The following is a 17,695-nucleotide window of genomic DNA, read 5'->3' as shown; positions in this document are numbered from 1 at the left end:
CGCCCATGATCGCCTTCCTCCGCCGCGGCCTTTTCGCCCTGCTCGCCGTCTCCCTGGTGCTGGGCGCGAATGTTCGACCGATCGAGGCCCAATCCCAGGAGAGCAGCCGCTACGCCGCCATCGTCGTCGACGCCGCGACCGGCGAGGTGCTGTTCGCCCGGCACGCCGACAGCCGCCGCTATCCGGCGTCCCTGACCAAGATGATGACGCTGTATCTGACGTTCGAGGCGTTGGAGCAGGGCAAGGCGAAGCTGGACGACGTGCTGACCATATCGCCGCGGGCCGCCTCGCAGCCGCCTTCGAAATTGGGGCTGGCGGCGGGTCAGACCATCACCCTGGACAACGCCATGCGCGCCACGGCCGTCCGTTCGGCCAACGACATGGCCCTGGCCATCGGCGAGCATATCGGCGGGTCCGAGGCGCGCTTCACCAATATGATGACGATGAAGGCCGAACAGCTGGGCATGACGCAGACGCGTTATGTCACCGCCAACGGCCTGCCCGACGCGCGCCAGCTGACCTCGGCGCGGGACCAGGCCATCCTGGCGCGGGCGATCATGCGCGATTTCCCCCAGTATTACAGCTATTTCGGCCTGCACGACTGGGCCTATAACGGCCGCACCTATCGCAACACCAACGGCCTGCTGCCGACGGGGCGCGGCTATGACGGGATGAAGACCGGCTACACCAACGCCTCGGGCTACAATCTGGCGGCCTCGGCCGTGCGCGACGGGCGGCGTCTGATCACCATCGTCCTGGGCGGACGCTCCACCGCCAGCCGCAACGCCCATGTCGCCGAACTGATGGACACCGGCTTCGAGGTCGAACGCCGCCGCGCCCAGGGCGAGCGCATCCAGGTGGCCCAGACCTTCTTCGAACAGCGCGGTTTCGGCGTCGGCGGCGATTCCATCGGCGGCGAAGCGCCTGTCGCCTACGCCTCGCTTCGCGACGACGAGGATGGCGAGGGCATGGGCTCCACCGCCGTCGCCTACACCGCCGCGCCGGCCCCCGCCGTCCTGCCGACCCGAGTCGCGCCCGCGCCGTCCGAGCGCGCCGCCAGCCAGCGCGCCGCCGCGACCGCGCAGGCGGCGGGCCGGAGCGTCGCCGCCACGGCCCGCGCGCCCCACAACGTCACCGCCTCCCTGAACGGCGCGCCGTCCAATGCGGCGGTCGCCCCCTCGACCACCCCCCGCCGCGCCACGCCGCCCCCGGCGCGCGAGCCCGCCCGGACCGTCGCCCGCTCGCCCGCCGGACGCTGGGCCGTCCAGGTCGGCGCCTTCCGCGACGAGAAGGTGGCCAACGACTGGCTGACCGAACTCAACCGCCGCTTCCGCATCCAGTTCGCCAGCGCCGAGCGCAACGTCCAGACCGCCGGCGACTGGTACCGCTCGCGCTTCGTCGGCATGACCGAAACCGGCGCCAAGACGGCGTGCGAGGCGCTGGCCGAGCGGCGCGTCACCTGCATGGTGATCAGCCCCGGCTGACGAACGCAAAGGGAGCAGAGCAAATGTTCTTGATTTGTTCCCGCCGATGATACATCGTCCTTCCCATGGAAACCGCCAAGGGAAGAGGCGCGCGTTCGAATGCCACCGGCCGCTACGAACCTGAGCAGCACCTGTCGTTCGACGACGGCTGGACGCGCGACGACGCCCAGGCCGCTCCCCTGCGCACTACCCTCACGCCGGAACACGCCCGCACGATCATCGCCCGGAACGACAGCCCGGACATCGGATTCGACCGCTCCATCAACCCGTACAAAGGTTGCGAACATGGCTGCATCTACTGTTACGCCCGTCCGTCCCATGCCTGGATGGGCCTATCCCCGGGCCTGGATTTCGAGAGCCGGATCTTCTTCAAGCCCCAGGCCGCACATCTGCTGGAACAGGCCTTCCTCGCACCCCGATACCGATGCAGGCGCATCCACATAGGCGGCAACACCGATCCCTATCAGCCGGTCGAGCGTGAGCTGAGATCGACCCGGTCGATCCTGGAGGTGATGCGGCGCTTCAACCATCCATTCAGCATCATCACCAAGTCGGTGCTGATCGGGCGCGACGCCGACATACTGGGGCCTATGGGACAGGCGGGTCTGGCCTCGGCCTTCGTCTCCATCACCACCCTGGATCGCGGACTGGCGCGGGCGATGGAGCCGCGCGCCTCCACGCCCGCGAAACGGCTGGAGGCCATTTCGCGCCTGGCCGACGCGGGCTGTCCGGTCGGCGTGGGTTTCGCCCCCGTCATCCCCGGACTGAACGACCACGAACTGGAATCCATTCTGGAAGCGGCCGCCAAGGCGGGAGCGACGCGGGCCATGTACGTCACCCTGCGCCTGCCGCTGGAAATCAAGGATCTGTTTCGCGAATGGCTGGCCGACGCCCGGCCCGACCGCGCCGCGCGCGTCATGTCGCTGATCCGCCAGACGCGAGGGGGCAAGGACTATGACGCCGACTGGTCCCAGCGGATGAAGGGGACCGGCCCGGTCGCCGAACTGATCGGCGCCCGGTTCAAGGCCGCCGTCAAGCGCTATGGCCTGGATACGCCCCATCGCCTGCTGGACGAGACCCAGTTCCGCGTGCCGCCCGACGCCCGACCGCAGATGGATCTGTTCGACACGGCGCCCGGCGAGCCGGCGAGCCGGATTGCCTGAAGCCTCCACTTGAGGTTAGCTCAACCGCATCTTGCGGGGGATTTCGATGTTCAAGCGCCTGTTAGCGGTCGTCTGCCTGGCCGGGCTCGTTTCCGGCTGCATGACCGTCAGCGTGCCGGAAGGCCAGTTCTTTTACCCCGACGCGCGGATCAAGGCCGAGAACATCGTTCTGACCCCCGGACCGGCCGTGCCCGGCGGCGAGGTTCTGTCCCTGCCCTATTCCGGCGGCGCCGTCGCCGCGACCCGGGTCAGGACGGGGCGGTCCGATGCGCCGCTGATCCTGTACTGCGGAGGCAATCTGTTTCGTCGCAGCGTCAATGGCGCGGCCGTGGCCGGAAGGCTGGCGCCGTTCGGCGATGTGCTGATGTTCGACTATCCCGGATCGGGCGACACGCCGGGGCGGGCCGATTTCGCCAGCTATCGCGCCGCAGGCGACAGCGTCGCCGCCAGCGCCCGCGCCCTGGCCGATGCGGAAGGCCGCCGCCTGATCGCCTGGGGTCATTCGCTGGGCGGCCCGGTCTGCGCCGAGGCCGCTCGCGCCATCCGCGCCGACGCCTTGGTGCTGGAGACCACGACCCCGACCGCCCGCGCCGCGGTGGACGAAATGCTGGGCCTGTGGCGGCCCCTGGTTCGCGTGCGGATGGCCGACGCCCTGGCGGCCGTCGACATCCCGGCCGCCCTGGACGGCTATCCGGGGCGGGTCGTGGTCCTGGAGGCCGGTCGCGACCGGACCCTGCCGCCGGCTCTCAGCCGAATCCTGGCCCAGGCGTTGGAGAGACGCGGCGTGGATGTGCGGCGACTGGTCTTCCCGCGCGCCGACCACGGCGACATTCCCGATCAGCCCGATTTCGTCGCCCGGGTCGCGGCCGCCCTGGACTAGGCTTGATCGCCGGCGGCCGAGGGGTCGATGGCCCGGGTCACCAGGTCGCGCCAGGTCGGATCGCTGTCATCGACCAGATCGACATCCTCCAGCAGGGCGACCGCGCCTTCCCCGTCCGGCAGGATCAGACCCAGGATTTCCATCTCTTCGCCGTCGGCGCCCAGATGGCTTTCGGCCTGGACGGCGACCGCCGCCTGTTCGCCATCCTCATCCCACCAGATCACCGGCTGGGGCAGGTCCATGGCGATGGGACGCGGATCGTCGGTGTCGCCCAGGGCGAAGATGGCGCGGCGGGCCTGGACGTCGTCCAGCGTCGCCACCGCGCCGACGAAAGGCTTCAGCCGCGTCCAGTCGTCGGCGTCGAACCCGCCGCCGTCCTCGGGGTCGAAGGCATCGCTCGTGTCGGTCATCGTCGTTCCTATCGCCTGAACACGCCGACCAGTTCGACGTGGGCGGACCACAGGAACTGGTCGATCGGGGTGACGGTCTCAAGCCGGAACCCGGCGTCGATCAGCACGCGGGCGTCGCGCGCGAAGGTCTGGGGGTTGCAGGACACCCCCACCACGACCGCAGCCTTGGTCGCGGCGATCTGGGCCGTCTGCTCGACGGCGCCGGCGCGGGGCGGGTCGAACACGATGGCGTCGCAACCCTTCAGATCGTAGGGCGTCATCGGACGACGGAACAGGTCGCGCGCCTCGGCCGTGATCGCCTTCATGCCCTTAGCGGAGCCGACGGACCTCAGGGCGTCGATGCCGGCCTTGGACGCATCGGCGGCGATCACCGGGGCGACGGTCGCCAGCGGAAAGGTGAAGGTCCCCGCGCCGCAGAACAGGTCGGCGATCTTGCGGGCGCCCTTCACCGCCGCAACGGCGCGCGCCGTCATGGCCGCCTCCGCCTGGGGCGCGGCCTGCAGGAAGCCGCCGGCCGGCAGGGCGACGGTCGCCGGGCCGAACGCCACCGTGGGCTGGCGCGCCATGACCAGGGTCTCGCCCGCAAGGCTGAGACGCGCCAGGTCGGCGCGATAGGCGGCCTGGACCGCCTGGGTCCGGGCGTCCGCCGACAGCCCGCCGCCCGAGCGCCGCTCCACCCCCGTCACATCCACGTCCAGCCCCGCCAGGGTCCAGGTGACATGCAGCGTCGGGGCGGACTTCGGATGTTCGAAGAAGGCGGCGGCCACCTGGGTCAGGGCCGGGATGGCCTGGACGATGCGCGGATCGGCGACGGGACAGGCCGTCACCGCCACCAACCGCCAGGACCGCCGCGCCTTGAACCCCAGGACGACGCGGCCGTCGGCGTTGCGACGCGCATGAAGCGCCACGCGGCGCCGCCCGCCCGGCGGCGTGGCCACGGTCGCCTCCACCTCGGTCTCGATCCGCTCGCGCGCCAGGGCCAGTCGAACCTGTTCGCGTTTCCAGCCCAGATAGGGCCTCTCGGCCCAATGTTGCAGCGAACAGCCCCCGCAGTCGCCATATTGCGGCGAGACCGGCGCGATCCGATCGGGGCTCGGGACGACGATTTCGACGCCTTCCAGCCGCCCGTCGACCACCTGACCCCGCACCGTCTCGCCCGGCAAGGTCAGGCTGGCGAACACCGGCCCGGACGGGGTGCGGGCGACGCCGTCGCCCTGGCCGCCCACGCGGTCGATCGTGAAAGTCTCCATCGCCGGGCTTCTAGCCGCCGTGGGAAGCCCGCTCAAGCCGCGGCGGCGGCGGCCGGTCGTCACTCGCCTGGGAGATGAACGAAGATGAACAAGGCGCTCAAACGCCGTTCAGCTTCGCTGTCTTAAATCGGACTGCAACGAGACACGAGGCTTGCCGTTGAGGTTGACGGAAATCGTTCGGTCCTCGGAAGGGTTGAAAAATGCGTCTCTCCAAGTCTTCGCTCGCCGCCGCGGCCGCCCTGGCCGTCGGCGTGACCGTCGCCCCGATGGCGGCGTCGGCTCAGAACTATTACGGCTATGGCTATAGCCAGAACTACGGCACCGGCGCCTATGGCCCGTCCTACGACTACGGTCGCGGCTATCCGTCCTACGATCCCTGCGCGAGAGAGCGTCAGGGACGCACCGGGGCCGGGGCCGTGATCGGCGGCGGCGCGGGGGCCGTCATCGGCTCGCAGCTGGCCGCGCGCGGCCGCCGCACCGAGGGCAGCATCCTGGGCGGCGTGCTGGGCGCCGTGGTCGGATCCCAGGTCGGCCGTTCCAGTTCCGACGCCTGCCGAACCTATCAGAGCCGCTATGGCTCCGGCGGTTACTACAACCAGGGCTACAGCCAGCCGACCTATGGCTATTACGACGATCGTTACACCGGCGATCAGGGCTATCGCTACGACGACTACGACCGTCGCGCCGACTACGCCTATGACGGCGGCGGCTATTACGACGACCGCTCGCGCCCGGTCGAATCCTATCGCAATTCCGACGGATGCCGCCTGGCCGAGAGCCAGATCCGTCTGCCCGATGGTCGCACGGACACCCGCTATGTCCGCACCTGCCCCGACCAGTACGGCCGCTATCGCGTCGTCGATTAATTTTCAGGCCCCCTGTCGATCGACGACGTGACGGGAGCCGCCGGAGGGAGACCTCCGGCGGTTCTCACCCTTAGGGGCGGCCACGCTTCGCGCGAGCCCCGATCCATCCCGTTTCAGACTTGGAAAAATTGAGTCTGAATGGTGTGAATGGTGTGAAATCGCGCCTGCCCCGACGAAAAACACCGTCTGAATGGTGTGAATAGTGTGAAATCCCGGCGCCCCCGCCGCAGCACCCCGGTCCGACGCGACGAGGCTGCGCCATTATCGCATAGACGCGACCTCAGGCGGGCAGATCGCTCGACAAACCGCGCAAACCCTTGATCCGAAGCGTCTTCGCCAACCGCAAAAGGATGGCGGGGGCGTCTCAGCCCGCGTTTCCGACCCCGTTCCTGGCCCCGTTCTTGGCCCACAGCAGGAATTCGACATTGCCGTCGCCGCCGGTGATCGGGCTTTCGGTCACGGCCCGGACCGACCAGCCCAGGGCCTCCAGCCAGTCGCGGACACGGTCGACGGCCGCGGCGTGGGCGACGGGGTCCTTGACCACGCCCTTCTTGCCGACCGACCTGGGTCCGTCGCCCTCGAACTGCGGCTTGACCAGGGTGATCAGGTCGGCGTCAGGCGCAGCGAGGTCAAGAGCCGCCAACAGCACCTTGGACAGGCTGATGAAACTGGCGTCGCAGACGATCAGGGACGGCGGCTGCGGGATCAGGTCCGGCGTCAGGTCGCGGGCGTCGGTGCGTTCCAGGTTCGCCACGCGGGGATCGGCGGCGACCCGGTCGTGCATCTGGCCGAAGCCGACGTCAACGGAGAAGACCTTCGCCGCGCCGCGATCCAGACAGACCTCGGTGAAGCCGCCGGTCGAGGCGCCGACATCCAGCACCACCCGGCCCTGAACCGCCACGGGCCACACGGTCAGGGCGTGATCCAGTTTCAGGGCGCCGCGTCCGACCCAGCGGTGGGCGGGTTCGGCCTCGATCTCGGCGTCGTCGGCGATCTGTTCGGACGGTTTGGCGACGACGCGGCCGTCCGCCTTGACCCGCCCCGCCTCGATGGCGGCGCGGGCGCGGGCGCGCGTGTCGAACAGGCCGCGCGCGACCAATAGCTGATCAGCGCGCCCCTTCATCCCCGCTCATCCGATCTCGCCGAGACGGGCCAGGGCCGCCTGCAGCTTGACCTTGCCGGCCTCGGCCTCGGCCAGTTTGGCGCGTTGCTCCTCGACAACCTCGGGCGCGGCGCGGGACACGAAGTTGGGATTGCCCAGCTTCTTGTTCACATGGCCGATGTCGCTGTCGAAGACCGCGATCTCCTTTTCCAGACGCGCGCGTTCGGCGGCCAGGTCGATGACCCCGGCCAGGGGCAGGGCCACGGTCGAACCGCCGGAGACGAAGGTGACGACGCCCGCAGGCGCGGCCTCGGCCGATCCGACCTCGGAAACGCGGCCCAGGGTCAGGATCAGGTCGCGGTGGCGGGCGATCCGTTCGGCCGTGATCGCATCGGGCGCGACGAAGGCCAGGGCCGGCTTGGCCGCGACCGGCACGTTCATCTCGGCGCGCAGGCCGCGAATCTCGCCGACCAGATCGACCAGCCAGCCGATCTCGGCCTCGGCCGAGGCGTCGATGAAGGCGTCCGGCAGAACCGGCCATTCGGCGCCGATCAGCAGGGTTTCGCGCGGCGGACCTTCCTTGCCCAGTTCGGCCCACAGTTCCTCGGTGATGAAGGGCATGACCGGGTGCAGCAGCTTCAGCGTCTGGTCCAGGGTCCAGGCCGTCATGGCGCGGGTTTCGGCCTTGGCGGCCTCGTCCGTCCCCTGGAAGACAGGCTTGGCCAGTTCCAGATACCAGTCGCAGAAGACGTTCCAGACGAAGCGATAAAGGGAGCCCGCCGCATCGTCGAACCGCCCGCCCTCGATGGCGTCGGAGACGGCGCGTTCGGCCTTGGTCAGTTCGCCCCTGATCCAGCGGTTGATGGTCTGTTCGACGGTCGCGGGGTCGAAGTCCGCGACGCGCTTGGCCTCGTTCATCTGGCTGAAGCGCGCGGCGTTCCACAGCTTGGTGCCGAAGTTGCGATAGCCTTCGATGCGCTGTTTCGACAGTTTGATGTCGCGCGTGCCCGACAGGATGGCCATGGTGAAGCGCAGGGGATCGGCGCCCAGTTCGTCGATGATCCCCAGCGGGTCGATGACGTTGCCCTTGGACTTCGACATCTTCTGGCCCTTCTCGTCGCGGACCAGGCCGTTGATGATGACCCGCTTGAACGGCGCCACGCCGTCCATGAAGTGCAGGCCCATCATCATCATGCGGGCGACCCAGAAGAAGATGATGTCCGCCGCCGTCACCAGGTCGCTGGTCGGATAGAAGCGCTCCAGATCCTCGGTCTTCTCGGGCCAGCCCATGGTCGAGAACGGCCACAGGGCCGAAGAGAACCAGGTATCCAGAACATCCTCGTCCTGGGTCAGGGCGACCTCGGAATCGTAGTCGGCCATCGCCAGTTCGCGGGCGTCCTCTTCGGTCTCGGCGACATAGATCTCGCCGTTCGGGCCGTACCAGGCGGGGATGCGGTGGCCCCACCACAGCTGGCGCGAAATGCACCACGGCTCGATGTTGCGCAGCCATTCGAAATAGATCTTGGCGTAGCTGGCCGGTTCGAAAACGGTGTCGCCCTGCTCCACCGCCTTCAGCGCGGGCTGGGCCAGGACCTTGGCGTCGACATACCACTGATCCGTCAGCCAGGGCTCGATGACCACGCCGGAACGGTCGCCGTGCGGGACGACGTGCCTGGTCTTTTCGATCGCCTTCAGCCAGCCCTCTTCCTCGGCGCGGGCGACGATGGCCTTGCGCGCGGCGAAGCGGTCCAGGCCGACGTATTCGGACGGCACGTCCGGCGTATCGACGTCGGTGACGCGGGCGAAGGCGTCCAGGATGTTCAGCGACGGCAGGCCCGCGCGCTTGCCCACGCCGAAGTCGTTGAAGTCGTGGGCCGGGGTGATCTTGACCGCGCCCGAACCCTTGGTCGGATCGGCGTAGTCGTCGGCGACGACGGGGATGCGGCGGCCGGTGATCGGCAGGGTCACGAACTTGCCGACCAGACCGGCGTAGCGTTCGTCGTCCGGATGGACGGCGACGCCGGTGTCGCCCAGTATGGTCTCGGGCCGGGTCGTGGCCACGACGATGAAGTCGCGGGTCTCGAACTCGGTCGGCTTGCCCTCGTCGTCGAAGGCGACCGGATGTTCATAGGTGACGCCGTCCGCCAGCGGATAGGCGAAGTGCCAGTAGGCGCCCTCGACCTCGCGCTGTTCGACCTCCAGGTCCGAGATGGCGGTCTGGAAGTGCGGATCCCAGTTCACCAGACGCTTGTCGCGATAGATCAGGCCGTCCTTGTGCAGTTGGACGAAGACCTTGCGGACGGCGGCGTTCAGCCCCTCGTCCAGGGTGAAGCGTTCGCGCGACCAGTCGCAACTGGCGCCCAGGCGGCGCAGTTGCTGGACGATGGTCCCGCCGGATTCGGCCTTCCATTCCCACACCTTCTCGACGAAGGCGTCGCGGCCCATGTCGCGGCGGCCCTGGTTGCCCTCGGCCGCCAGCTTGCGCTCCACCACCATCTGGGTGGCGATGCCGGCGTGGTCGGTGCCGGGCAGCCACAGCACCGCCTCGCCCTTCATCCGGTGATAGCGGGCCAGAATGTCCTGCAAGGTGTTGTTCAGCGCATGGCCGATATGCAGGCTGCCGGTCACGTTCGGCGGCGGAATGACGATCGAATAGGCATCCGCCGCTCCTTCGCTGCGGGGCGCGAACAGGCCGCTCTCCTCCCATTGGGCGTAGAGGCGCGGTTCGGCGGCCTGGGGTTCGAAAGTCTTCTCAAGCATGGTCATTTTCGTTCGCTAACGCTCCGCGCGCGGCGCGTCACTATATGAGCGGTGTCTCGGAATGCAGAAGGGCGGCCCCTCCAGGAGCCGCCCTCGGATTAGTCTGGGCTGAGGCGAAGGGCTAGGCGCTGCGCGCGATGCGTTCGACTTCCTTCTGCACCGCCGTCTGGACGATGCCGGGCAGATTGGCGTCCAGCCAGTCCTTCAGCAGCGGGCGCAGCATTTCGGCGACCATGGCCTCGACCGTGTTGCCGCTGACAAATGGCAGGTCGCCCGAGGCGGCCGGGGCGGGCTCGGGCTTCTTGAAGCTGGCGGCCAGGCCGGCGAAGGCGGAGGCGGCGCTGGCGGCGGCGCTGTCGCCGACCAAGGTGTCGTACGACGGTTCGGGCGCAGGGGCCGGGGTCGGCGCGGGCGCTTCGGCGGCCTGATAGGTCTCGGCCGGGGTCACGTCCAGGTCGCCGATGGTTTCGGCCGGGGCGTCATAACGGTCCGTCAGCTCCAGCACGTCGTCCTCGCCGGCCGGGGCCGGCTCAGGCTCGAACGGGGCGGCGAAGACGGTCTCGGCCGCGACGGGCGGGGGCGTTGCAGCGGGCTGGGCCTCGACTTCACGCTCCGATGCGGCGGCCGGCGTTTCGGCCGGGGCGTCGTCTTCGGAGATGATCCGGCGAATCGACGCCAGAATCTCTTCCATGGTCGGTTCCTGGGCGGACTGATCGGTCATGGCGCAACCTTGGGCGTGGCCTGGGAAGAAGTTGGCTCACGGAACGATCCGCGCGCCGCGAACGGGGCGACGCCAGACGACGGATCGTCTGGAATCTCCGCCTTGTCGTCGCATCTTCGCCCGATGGAATCAACGGGCGCCTTCGCCGGACGGCCGTTCGACGTCAGCTGGGCGGCGCGGTGCGCACGGCCTCGCCCTTCAGCTGGGCGTCGATGGGCGCGTCGGGGGCGTCGATCGTCCCGACGATGGGCGGCGAGGCCACGCGGTCCAGCGTCTCGACCACCCCGTCCCACGGCAGGCCGCCGCGGCCCTGGACCCGGTCGTAGTTGGCCTGGGGATCGTAGGCGTCGACGGTCGGGTTCAGCGCCGGTCCGTCCAGTCGGCCCATGGCGGCCAGCAGCGAGGCGCGGGCCACATATTCGGCGGCGCGGGCGTTGGCGACGGCCGTCTGGGACGCGCGCAGGGTCACTTCCTGGTTCAGCACGTCCAGGGTGGTGCGCAGGCCCACCTGCGCTTCCTGGCGGACGCCTTCGGCGGCCACGGCGGCGGCGCGCACCGCCTCGGTCCCCGCCGTCACATTGGCGCGGGTCGACAGCACCTGGGCATAGGCCGAGCTGACGTTCTGAAGCACCGTGCGGCGTTCGCTCTCGACCGCCATCTGGGCGGCGTTGGCGCGCTCCAGCGCCTGGGCCACGCGCGACCGGTTCAGACCGCCGGTGAACAGCGGCACCGACAGGGTCGCGCCGGCGGTGAAGCTGCGGCGGTCGGCCAGTTGGCCCAGGTCGCCCAGGTCGTCGGACGACCCGCCATAGGAGGCGGTGGCGCGCACCGACGGCATATATTCCGAACGGGCGGCGGCGACGGCGGCCTCGGCCCCTTGCAGCTGATAGGCGGCGGCCAGGACGCCCGGATTGCCTTGCAGCGCGGCCTCGATGGCCGCGTCGAAGTCGGTCGGCACGGCCGGCAAGGTCGGGGCCGCCTCCAGATCGGTCGGCGACTGGCCCACGACCGCGGCGTAGGCGGCGCGCGAGGTGGCCAACTGCGCCTGGGCGTTGGCCAGATCGGCCTCGGACTGGGCCAGGGACGCCTCGGCCTGGGCGACGTCGGTGCGCGTGATCTCGCCCACCTCGAAGCGGGCGCTGGTCTCGTCCAGCTGGCGCTGGAGGACGCTGAGGTTCTCCTGGCGGATTCGCAGGATCTCCATGTCGCGGGTCACGTTCACATAGGCCTGGATGACCGACAGCATGACCGACTGTTCGATCTGACGCAGGTTCTCGCGGCCGGCCAGGACGCTGGCGCGGGCCTGGTCGATGGCGCGCGCCGTGCGCCCGCCGGTCCACAGGTTCTGGCTGAGGCTGACGCCGAGATTGGCACCCTGGGTCTCGGACGAGGAGGAGGACACCTGGGTGTCCGGCACGCCGTCGTTGTTCGTATCCACGAACTGGGTCACGGCGGGGAAGTCGCTGCGGGTGTAGTCCACCCCGGCCGAGGCGCTGAGCGTCGGGCGAAGGCCCGATCGCGCCTGAACCACGGATTCGTCCAGCGCGCGCTGGGTGGCGCGCTGGGCCAAAAGATCGGGATTGGTGCGATAAGCCAGGGCGATGGCGTCCTGGAGGGTCTCGGCCCAGGCGGGCGCGCCCAGGCCGGTCATCACGGCGACCACTGCGGCCGAAGCCAGCACACGCGAGCGTTTCAACATTGTCCGTCCTTAGCCCGACGCCCTGAAAGAACGCCCGAATGTTTTATCAGGCGTAACTGCGGCCTGACCGAACCACACGCCAGTTAAGTTTTCTTCACGGTTGCGGCCGCGCGATCCGTCGCCGCCCGCCTGCGCGCCTACAGCGCGAACGTAGGCGCCGGCGTCAACTCGGCAAGGACCGCTGGCGACGAATCGAACAGTTCGCGCCGCGACAGCCCCTCGGGAGACTTGACGAACAGCGCCGCTTTGCCGATGGCGCCGCGGCGCTCCACCACGACCATGCGCCCGCCCGGCCGCAGGGCCGCGCCCCACGATTCGGGCAAGGCCTCGATCCCGCCTTCGGACACGATCAGGGCCCAGTCCTGGCCGGCCGGCTGGGACAGGGGCTGGACGGTCGTGGCCACGCCCTCGGCGGCCAAGGCCTGTCCGACCACGTCGAAGACGGCCGCGTCCGATTCCTGGGCGGTCACGGCCAGGCCCATCCGGGCCAGCACGGCGGCGGCGTAGGGAGCGGCGATGGCCAGGGCCTTCTCGCCCTCGCGCGCATCGGCGGCCTGAAGCAGCTTGGCCACATCGCGCGCCGGCATCAGGCGGCGGTCCCCCGCGATGGGCAAGGCCTCTTCGGAGTAGGCGGCGAAGGCGCGGTCGGGCGCGCAGAACTGTTCGCGCGGCACGGCCAGCATGGCCAGGTGAATCGCGCGATCCGTCACGTCGTTCACCCGCACCTGCGAGTCGACCATGGCCTTGCGCTCGGCGGTGAAATCCATCTGTAGGCAGCCTTCAACGATAATCCGGGAGGAAAACTCGCGCGCTTATAGGTCCGTGCGTTGCAGCGGACAATCCGATCTGATAGCGAACGCCCCTCGCGATGACCGCCCCCGAGAAATCGGGGATGAAAAGCGGCCTGATGGCGGAGTGGTGACGCAGAGGACTGCAAATCCTTGCACCCGGGTTCGATTCCCGGTCAGGCCTCCATCGCGATTTCAGTAAGTTAGCCGCCTTTCGGGGCGGCTTTCTTGTCTGCGGTTTGCACGGCAGTTTGCAGATCGCGTTCCTCATTCGATCCATACCAGCGCGTCCATAGCCTTTCTGCGTTGGCGATGGCGACGGCGATTCTGTCGATGTAGGCGGATTGCGCGCCCTTTTCGCCAGCGATGGGATGCCCGACACACAGGGCGACTTCTTCGGCCGTCCAGCCCATGGCGCGCCGCCGGGTCATGAAGGTGCCACGACAATCCTTATGGGTTCTATCCTCCACCCCGGCCGCTTCCCTGGTCGCCCGGAAGACTGACCGGAAGCCGTTGCCCTTGGGATCGAAGGGGCGTCCATCAGCCTTGTTCAGGATCGTCACCGAATCGCTCGCGGGCGCAGCGCTGAATGCGGCCCGGAGCGTGGGGGAGATCGGGACTGCGAACGGAACACCGGTCTTCTGGCGCCGGCCAACTAGGATCGTCCCGCGAATGGCCGTCTTCGGCATGACGTAGATGTCCTCGGGGCTGATACCCGCCTCTGAGGCCATGAGGAAGCCTAGCGCCATAGATGGCGACGCCTCGGCCATGAATGCCTCCTCCTGTTCGTCTGACCACGTCTTTTCAGAGCGATCCGCTCGATAGACGTTCTCGATACCGGCCGCGCGGTTATGGTGGAGATATCCGCGCCGAACGCCCCATTCGTTCAGTGCTTTCAGAACGGCCATCGCGTAGTCGGCTTGCCGGGGCGAGGTCTTGGCCAACAAGTCGCGCCACCCGTAGAACTCGCGGCTGATCTCGCGAAGATCGAACACCGACAGCCCCAGCTTGCCGTAACGAGCGCCGATCTTGTCGAGTTGACGGTTGTAGTCCCGCTGCGTCAGTGGCCGCAGCTTGGCGAACTCGGGCGATGATCGGTATTTCCAGATCAGGAAGGCGACCTTGCCTTCGCTCGGAGTGCGCCGCATCGCCTCAGCAAGGGCGGTGTGAAATTCGGACGATCCCTCGCGCCCCAACGCCTGGGCGCCCGGCCCGCGCCCGAGGTAGCCGTATCGGATGACCTCGCCAGTCGCCAGGCGCTTTTTCTGAAACCAGACGCCCTTAGGCAGCGTCCCCCTGCTCGGCCTTCCAGGCATTCAACTCGTCCAGTGCGGTCTGTTCGGTGTCGTTCGCGGGCGTCGACCGCACTTTAATGATGGGGCGCCCATGATCGTCAAAGGTCACGTCGAAATCGGTCGCTCCTGATGCGAAGGCGGCTTTCATCGCCCTGGTGAGTTCGGTCGAACGGAAGCGGTGCGCGCTCATCCCTCCCCCTTCCCATTGAAGGCGTCGGCAGCATCGATTGCGCCAGGTTCGGGGACAAGTTCAACGCACCGCGACAAATGTCCGCGAGCCTCCCGCAGTTCAGCGATCAGGGCTTTGATGGTGGCGGGGTCGGCATGGTCGTGAAACTTGTTCAGGCAGTGGATTTCGTCCCAAAGGCCGCGCGCCATGCTCGCCTCATCCGCCAGCTTCTCCAGCGCGTCTAGGTCGGACGCGGTCATGCGTCACCTGTCGGGGCGGCGGGCAAAGGCATCCAGTGGGTGGGGTGATGCCCTCCAAGCAAGGGACACGACCAGCCAAAGTCAGTCATGCCGGAAATCTGAACGCTAGGCGTCTCTCCGGTGAACGAACGACCGTCGGTATCGTATGGGCCGCCATCGTCGTGAAGATAGCCCCACGTCAATACAAGCGTCCCATCCTTCGGCGCGGTGCTGATGTCCTGCCACCCGCCCCCTGGCAGCGGCGATGCGGGGGCGGCTGCTAGGAGGTTGTTGAGCGTCAGGGCGAGTGGTCCGTAGCCTTCGCAGTCGAGAAGGCCCGCAGCCTCGCTCAGAACGACATACGGAACAGGCACCAGGCGCAGCGCATCGGTGGGGGTCTGGGTCATTGGGGTCGCTCCACGTCCATGTGCGGACCATCGGCGCAGTAGGTCAAAAGGACATCGGGGCCATCCTTCGTGCAGGCGAACCAGACCGGCCCGTCCTCTTCATCAAGGCAGTCGGTCGCGTCTGTGATCGTTGGGGCAGCGAAGTCAGCATCCCAGCCCGTGCCCCCCTCGTAGTGCCTCAGCCAAAACATTTCCGTGCCTTCGGGGATTGGCTCGACAGCCGTCCACATGCCGTTGATGAACTCGACCCGAACATCGCCCAGCACTTGGATTGTCGAGGCCTTGAACGTCTCCCCATCCTCAGCAGGCGCGTCCCGGTTCCAATCTTCATCGGGCATGCTTAGCCATTTGGCCCAGCCGCCCAAGGTGCAGTCACAGGGCACGATCTCGTCTGTGAACTCGACGATGTAAAAGAGCGTGGTTTGAGTGCTCACGGCTGCGTCTCCTGCTGTAGGGCGGCTCGGTTTGGCTCGGCATCCTTCATCATGAACCCGATGCGTTGCCGCAGTTCGGCTTCTGGCGTTCGGTTGTCGATGAACGGGTAATCGAGCCAGGCAATCGCTGCATCCAGCTTGCTCGCGATCTCAGCCAGCCGATCCACTCGGGCTTCGGCTGCGTCACAGCCTTGAGCTTCAAGGTCGGCCGTCTTTCGGTAGCTGGCAACCAAAGCCTCCAACTCCGCGACCTTGGCTTTCTCGGCGTCTATTGCGGCTTGAGCGGACGCGGCGGTGATTTCACCAAGCCGGAACCAGCGCTCCACATCCTCGCGGGTGTTATCTAGCGCGGCCCACTCTTTTCCTTCGCTCTCGCAGATCGCGCGGGCCAGAACAGCGGACAAAGCCACTTCCAGCCCCGCAGCTTCGGGGGTTTGGGAGGGGGCGGTCATTTGATGCCCCCCCATTTTTCTCGACTTTCCTGATACTCTTTGGTGTCGTGGAGAATCTTGGAAACACCGCACTTGGCGCACGTGGGGACTTGCAATCGAAGGGCCATCCAAACGTGCTGGCACTCCGTTTTCCATTTCTCGGTCATCTTCATCACGACTTCTCCCCTTCCTTCGCGGCGGTCGATTTCAGGGCGGCTCTTGCGGAGGCGTCCCGTTTGAAGGCGGCGTTGTTGATGAAAAGTCCCGCTCCGCAATCCAGGCAATGGACCTCCGCGTGATCTTCATCCGTTGGCGGGGAATAAGAGAGTTCGTAACCGCACTCCCGGCCGTCGCAGTAATACACGCCGGCCTTGTTTTGACGGATCATGACCGCCCCTCCGATTTCAGGGCGGCTCGTTGAAGCGTTTGACGGATCGTCGCTAGCTTGCCTCTCAGAGCGCCATTAATACCGTGGAAGCCTCCATGGCTGGGGCCGTCGAGAAGTTCTGTCAAAAGCGTCGCCGCCTCCCGCACCCTGTCTTCATCGTCGGCGGGCGGCGGGGATGGGTGGGCGCGGAGAGCCTTAAAGATGGCCTTGGCGATGCGCTCGAACTGCGGCCCGGTGACGTCATGCTCTTTCGGCATGGCCTCGACCAAAGCCGTGAGGATCGTCTCCCCCGCCGCCCCTTCGTCTAGGGCCTCGGCTCGGGCGGGGGTGGTGGAGAGGGCTTTGTCACGCTTGGCGCTAGCCCAGACCTCGCATGCCGCCTGAATGGCTGCTTTGTCTTCCGGCCCGGCGTCAACGCGCTCGAAATGCTCGACCATTGCGATGAGCGCGGCGCTAAGACGTTCCTCCCCCTGCTGGCCTCCCAAGGCGAGGGGGCGGGCGGATAGGAGGGCTTCCAGTGTCGCGCAGTCGGCGGCCATTTCGTCGTCTTCATAGACGTGGGCCGCCATCTTCAGCCGGTCTAGCGCCGCCCGCGTCTCTCCGCTCGGTTGGGGGCGGAGGGCGGGATTGTGAGCGAGCGCTTCTCGCGCCACTGTCTGCGCCTCATCAGCGCTCAGCGCAGGCTCTACAGTGATGTCAGTCTGGCAGTAACCGGAACGGTATTGCTGTTCACCTGCGATACGCTCCAACGCCTTCGCCATGCGATCAGAGCGTCCCGACCCAGCCAAGAAGGCATCAACCATTTCGTTAGCATCGTATGCGAGGTCAGACGGCGCGTCGTTCGGGTAAAGCTGTCCGAGCCATTTCCAAGCTTCGCTCTCCCGCTCCGACCCGCTCGCTTCGACCGGAGCGGTGGGGGCGAGGCTCGGACGCTCGACAAACGAAAACCGGCATCGGTCGTAGTAGCGTTCTGACCCGTCCAATGCGGGTTTGGCGACGATGAGAGCGCTGGGAGGCGCTTTCCGGCGCACGAACTCATACAGCGCGCCGCCCGTGTCGATCCGAAGCAAATCGCCCTTCACGAGCAGCTTCACGCTCTCGCTGTCCAGCGGGCCGGGTGTGGGGGCTTGGGTCGCGGTCACGAGCGATGCTCCTGGGTCTGGCTGTTTGCGGGGCTGTCTTCTCCGGTGGCGCGGGAAATGGCGGGGA

Annotated in this window: 19 protein-coding genes and 1 tRNA gene; 5 read left to right on the top strand and 15 right to left on the bottom strand. The window is 67.6% G+C overall.

Annotated elements, in window-relative coordinates:
* Window positions 1–5 precede the first annotated feature (5 nt).
* The 3 genes from DI624_RS04370 (at window position 6) to DI624_RS04360 (ending at window position 3,527) form a co-directional block, all read left to right on the top strand.
* Complete coding sequence (locus DI624_RS04370; RefSeq protein WP_291536252.1) at window positions 6–1,484, top strand: serine hydrolase; 1,479 nt, start codon at window positions 6–8, stop codon at window positions 1,482–1,484.
* Between the two features lie 65 nt (window positions 1,485–1,549).
* The gene (locus tag DI624_RS04365; protein WP_291536250.1) at window positions 1,550–2,647 is read left to right on the top strand and encodes a PA0069 family radical SAM protein; all 1,098 of its coding nucleotides are present in this window, start codon (window positions 1,550–1,552) and stop codon (window positions 2,645–2,647) included.
* Between the two features lie 46 nt (window positions 2,648–2,693).
* On the top strand, window positions 2,694–3,527 hold the full coding sequence (locus DI624_RS04360; protein WP_291536249.1) for a S9 family peptidase: 834 nt from the start codon (window positions 2,694–2,696) through the stop codon (window positions 3,525–3,527).
* Here DI624_RS04360 and DI624_RS04355 read toward each other — a convergent pair.
* Together DI624_RS04355 and DI624_RS04350 are read right to left on the bottom strand one after the other, a co-directional pair.
* Window positions 3,524–3,937 carry a hypothetical protein gene (locus tag DI624_RS04355; RefSeq protein WP_291536248.1) on the bottom strand — a complete coding sequence of 138 codons (414 nt, stop codon included), beginning with the start codon at window positions 3,935–3,937 and terminating at the stop codon, window positions 3,524–3,526. The two genes, DI624_RS04360 and DI624_RS04355, sit on opposite strands and share 4 nt — an antisense overlap.
* An 8-nt stretch (window positions 3,938–3,945) precedes the next feature.
* Window positions 3,946–5,187, bottom strand: a complete 1,242-nt coding sequence (locus DI624_RS04350) for a class I SAM-dependent RNA methyltransferase (protein ID WP_291536247.1) — start codon at window positions 5,185–5,187, stop codon at window positions 3,946–3,948.
* 200 nt (window positions 5,188–5,387) lie between these two features.
* On the opposite strand from DI624_RS04350, the gene DI624_RS04345 reads away from it, so the two are divergent.
* On the top strand, window positions 5,388–6,053 hold the full coding sequence (locus tag DI624_RS04345; protein ID WP_291536246.1) for a glycine zipper 2TM domain-containing protein: 666 nt from the start codon (window positions 5,388–5,390) through the stop codon (window positions 6,051–6,053).
* A 364-nt stretch (window positions 6,054–6,417) separates the two neighbouring features.
* On the opposite strand, the gene DI624_RS04340 is transcribed toward DI624_RS04345, so the two are convergent.
* From DI624_RS04340 to DI624_RS04320, 5 genes are all read right to left on the bottom strand, one after another.
* Window positions 6,418–7,176, bottom strand: coding sequence for a TlyA family RNA methyltransferase (locus tag DI624_RS04340; RefSeq protein ID WP_291536245.1), 759 nt, complete (start codon window positions 7,174–7,176; stop codon window positions 6,418–6,420).
* 6 nt (window positions 7,177–7,182) lie between these two features.
* Window positions 7,183–9,915, bottom strand: coding sequence for a valine--tRNA ligase (locus DI624_RS04335; RefSeq protein ID WP_291536244.1), 2,733 nt, complete (start codon window positions 9,913–9,915; stop codon window positions 7,183–7,185).
* A 121-nt stretch (window positions 9,916–10,036) separates the two neighbouring features.
* Complete coding sequence (locus DI624_RS04330) at window positions 10,037–10,636, bottom strand: DUF2497 domain-containing protein (protein WP_291536243.1); 600 nt, start codon at window positions 10,634–10,636, stop codon at window positions 10,037–10,039.
* Between the two features lie 163 nt (window positions 10,637–10,799).
* Complete coding sequence (locus DI624_RS04325) at window positions 10,800–12,335, bottom strand: TolC family outer membrane protein (protein ID WP_291536242.1); 1,536 nt, start codon at window positions 12,333–12,335, stop codon at window positions 10,800–10,802.
* Between the two features lie 137 nt (window positions 12,336–12,472).
* Entirely contained in the window at window positions 12,473–13,102 is a 630-nt protein-coding gene (locus DI624_RS04320; RefSeq protein ID WP_291536241.1) for a protein-L-isoaspartate O-methyltransferase, read from the bottom strand.
* A gap of 134 nt (window positions 13,103–13,236) precedes the next feature.
* Between DI624_RS04320 and DI624_RS04315 the strand changes: the two genes are divergently transcribed.
* A tRNA-Cys gene (locus tag DI624_RS04315) sits at window positions 13,237–13,310 on the top strand.
* Window positions 13,311–13,326: 16 nt separating this feature from the next.
* On the opposite strand, the gene DI624_RS04310 is transcribed toward DI624_RS04315, so the two are convergent.
* The 8 genes from DI624_RS04310 to DI624_RS04275 form a co-directional block, all read right to left on the bottom strand.
* Window positions 13,327–14,439: a hypothetical protein gene (locus DI624_RS04310; RefSeq protein WP_291536240.1), complete on the bottom strand. Its 1,113-nt coding sequence runs from the start codon at window positions 14,437–14,439 to the stop codon at window positions 13,327–13,329.
* Entirely contained in the window at window positions 14,405–14,608 is a 204-nt protein-coding gene (locus tag DI624_RS04305) for a hypothetical protein (protein ID WP_291536239.1), read from the bottom strand. Before DI624_RS04305 ends, DI624_RS04310 begins: the two co-directional genes overlap by 35 nt.
* Entirely contained in the window at window positions 14,605–14,847 is a 243-nt protein-coding gene (locus DI624_RS04300) for a hypothetical protein (RefSeq protein WP_291536238.1), read from the bottom strand. Before DI624_RS04300 ends, DI624_RS04305 begins: the two co-directional genes overlap by 4 nt.
* On the bottom strand, window positions 14,844–15,233 hold the full coding sequence (locus DI624_RS04295) for a hypothetical protein (RefSeq protein WP_291536237.1): 390 nt from the start codon (window positions 15,231–15,233) through the stop codon (window positions 14,844–14,846). The genes DI624_RS04300 and DI624_RS04295 overlap by 4 nt, the downstream gene beginning before the upstream one ends.
* Window positions 15,230–15,667 (bottom strand): hypothetical protein, encoded by a 438-nt coding sequence (locus DI624_RS04290; RefSeq protein ID WP_291536235.1) that lies wholly within the window; start codon window positions 15,665–15,667, stop codon window positions 15,230–15,232. Before DI624_RS04290 ends, DI624_RS04295 begins: the two co-directional genes overlap by 4 nt.
* A complete protein-coding gene (locus DI624_RS04285) occupies window positions 15,664–16,119 on the bottom strand; it encodes a hypothetical protein (protein WP_291536234.1) in 456 nt (151 codons plus the stop codon). The genes DI624_RS04290 and DI624_RS04285 overlap by 4 nt, the downstream gene beginning before the upstream one ends.
* Window positions 16,120–16,270: 151 nt before the next feature.
* Window positions 16,271–16,486 carry a hypothetical protein gene (locus DI624_RS04280; RefSeq protein ID WP_291536233.1) on the bottom strand — a complete coding sequence of 72 codons (216 nt, stop codon included), beginning with the start codon at window positions 16,484–16,486 and terminating at the stop codon, window positions 16,271–16,273.
* Window positions 16,483–17,628, bottom strand: coding sequence for a hypothetical protein (locus DI624_RS04275; protein WP_291536232.1), 1,146 nt, complete (start codon window positions 17,626–17,628; stop codon window positions 16,483–16,485). Before DI624_RS04275 ends, DI624_RS04280 begins: the two co-directional genes overlap by 4 nt.
* Window positions 17,629–17,695: the final 67 nt, after the last annotated feature.

The sequence above is a fragment of the Brevundimonas sp. genome, from assembly GCF_003248455.1.
Taxonomy (GTDB): domain Bacteria; phylum Pseudomonadota; class Alphaproteobacteria; order Caulobacterales; family Caulobacteraceae; genus Brevundimonas.
Note: the sequence above shows the minus strand (reverse complement) of the source record. Positions and strands in the feature narration are given on the sequence as shown.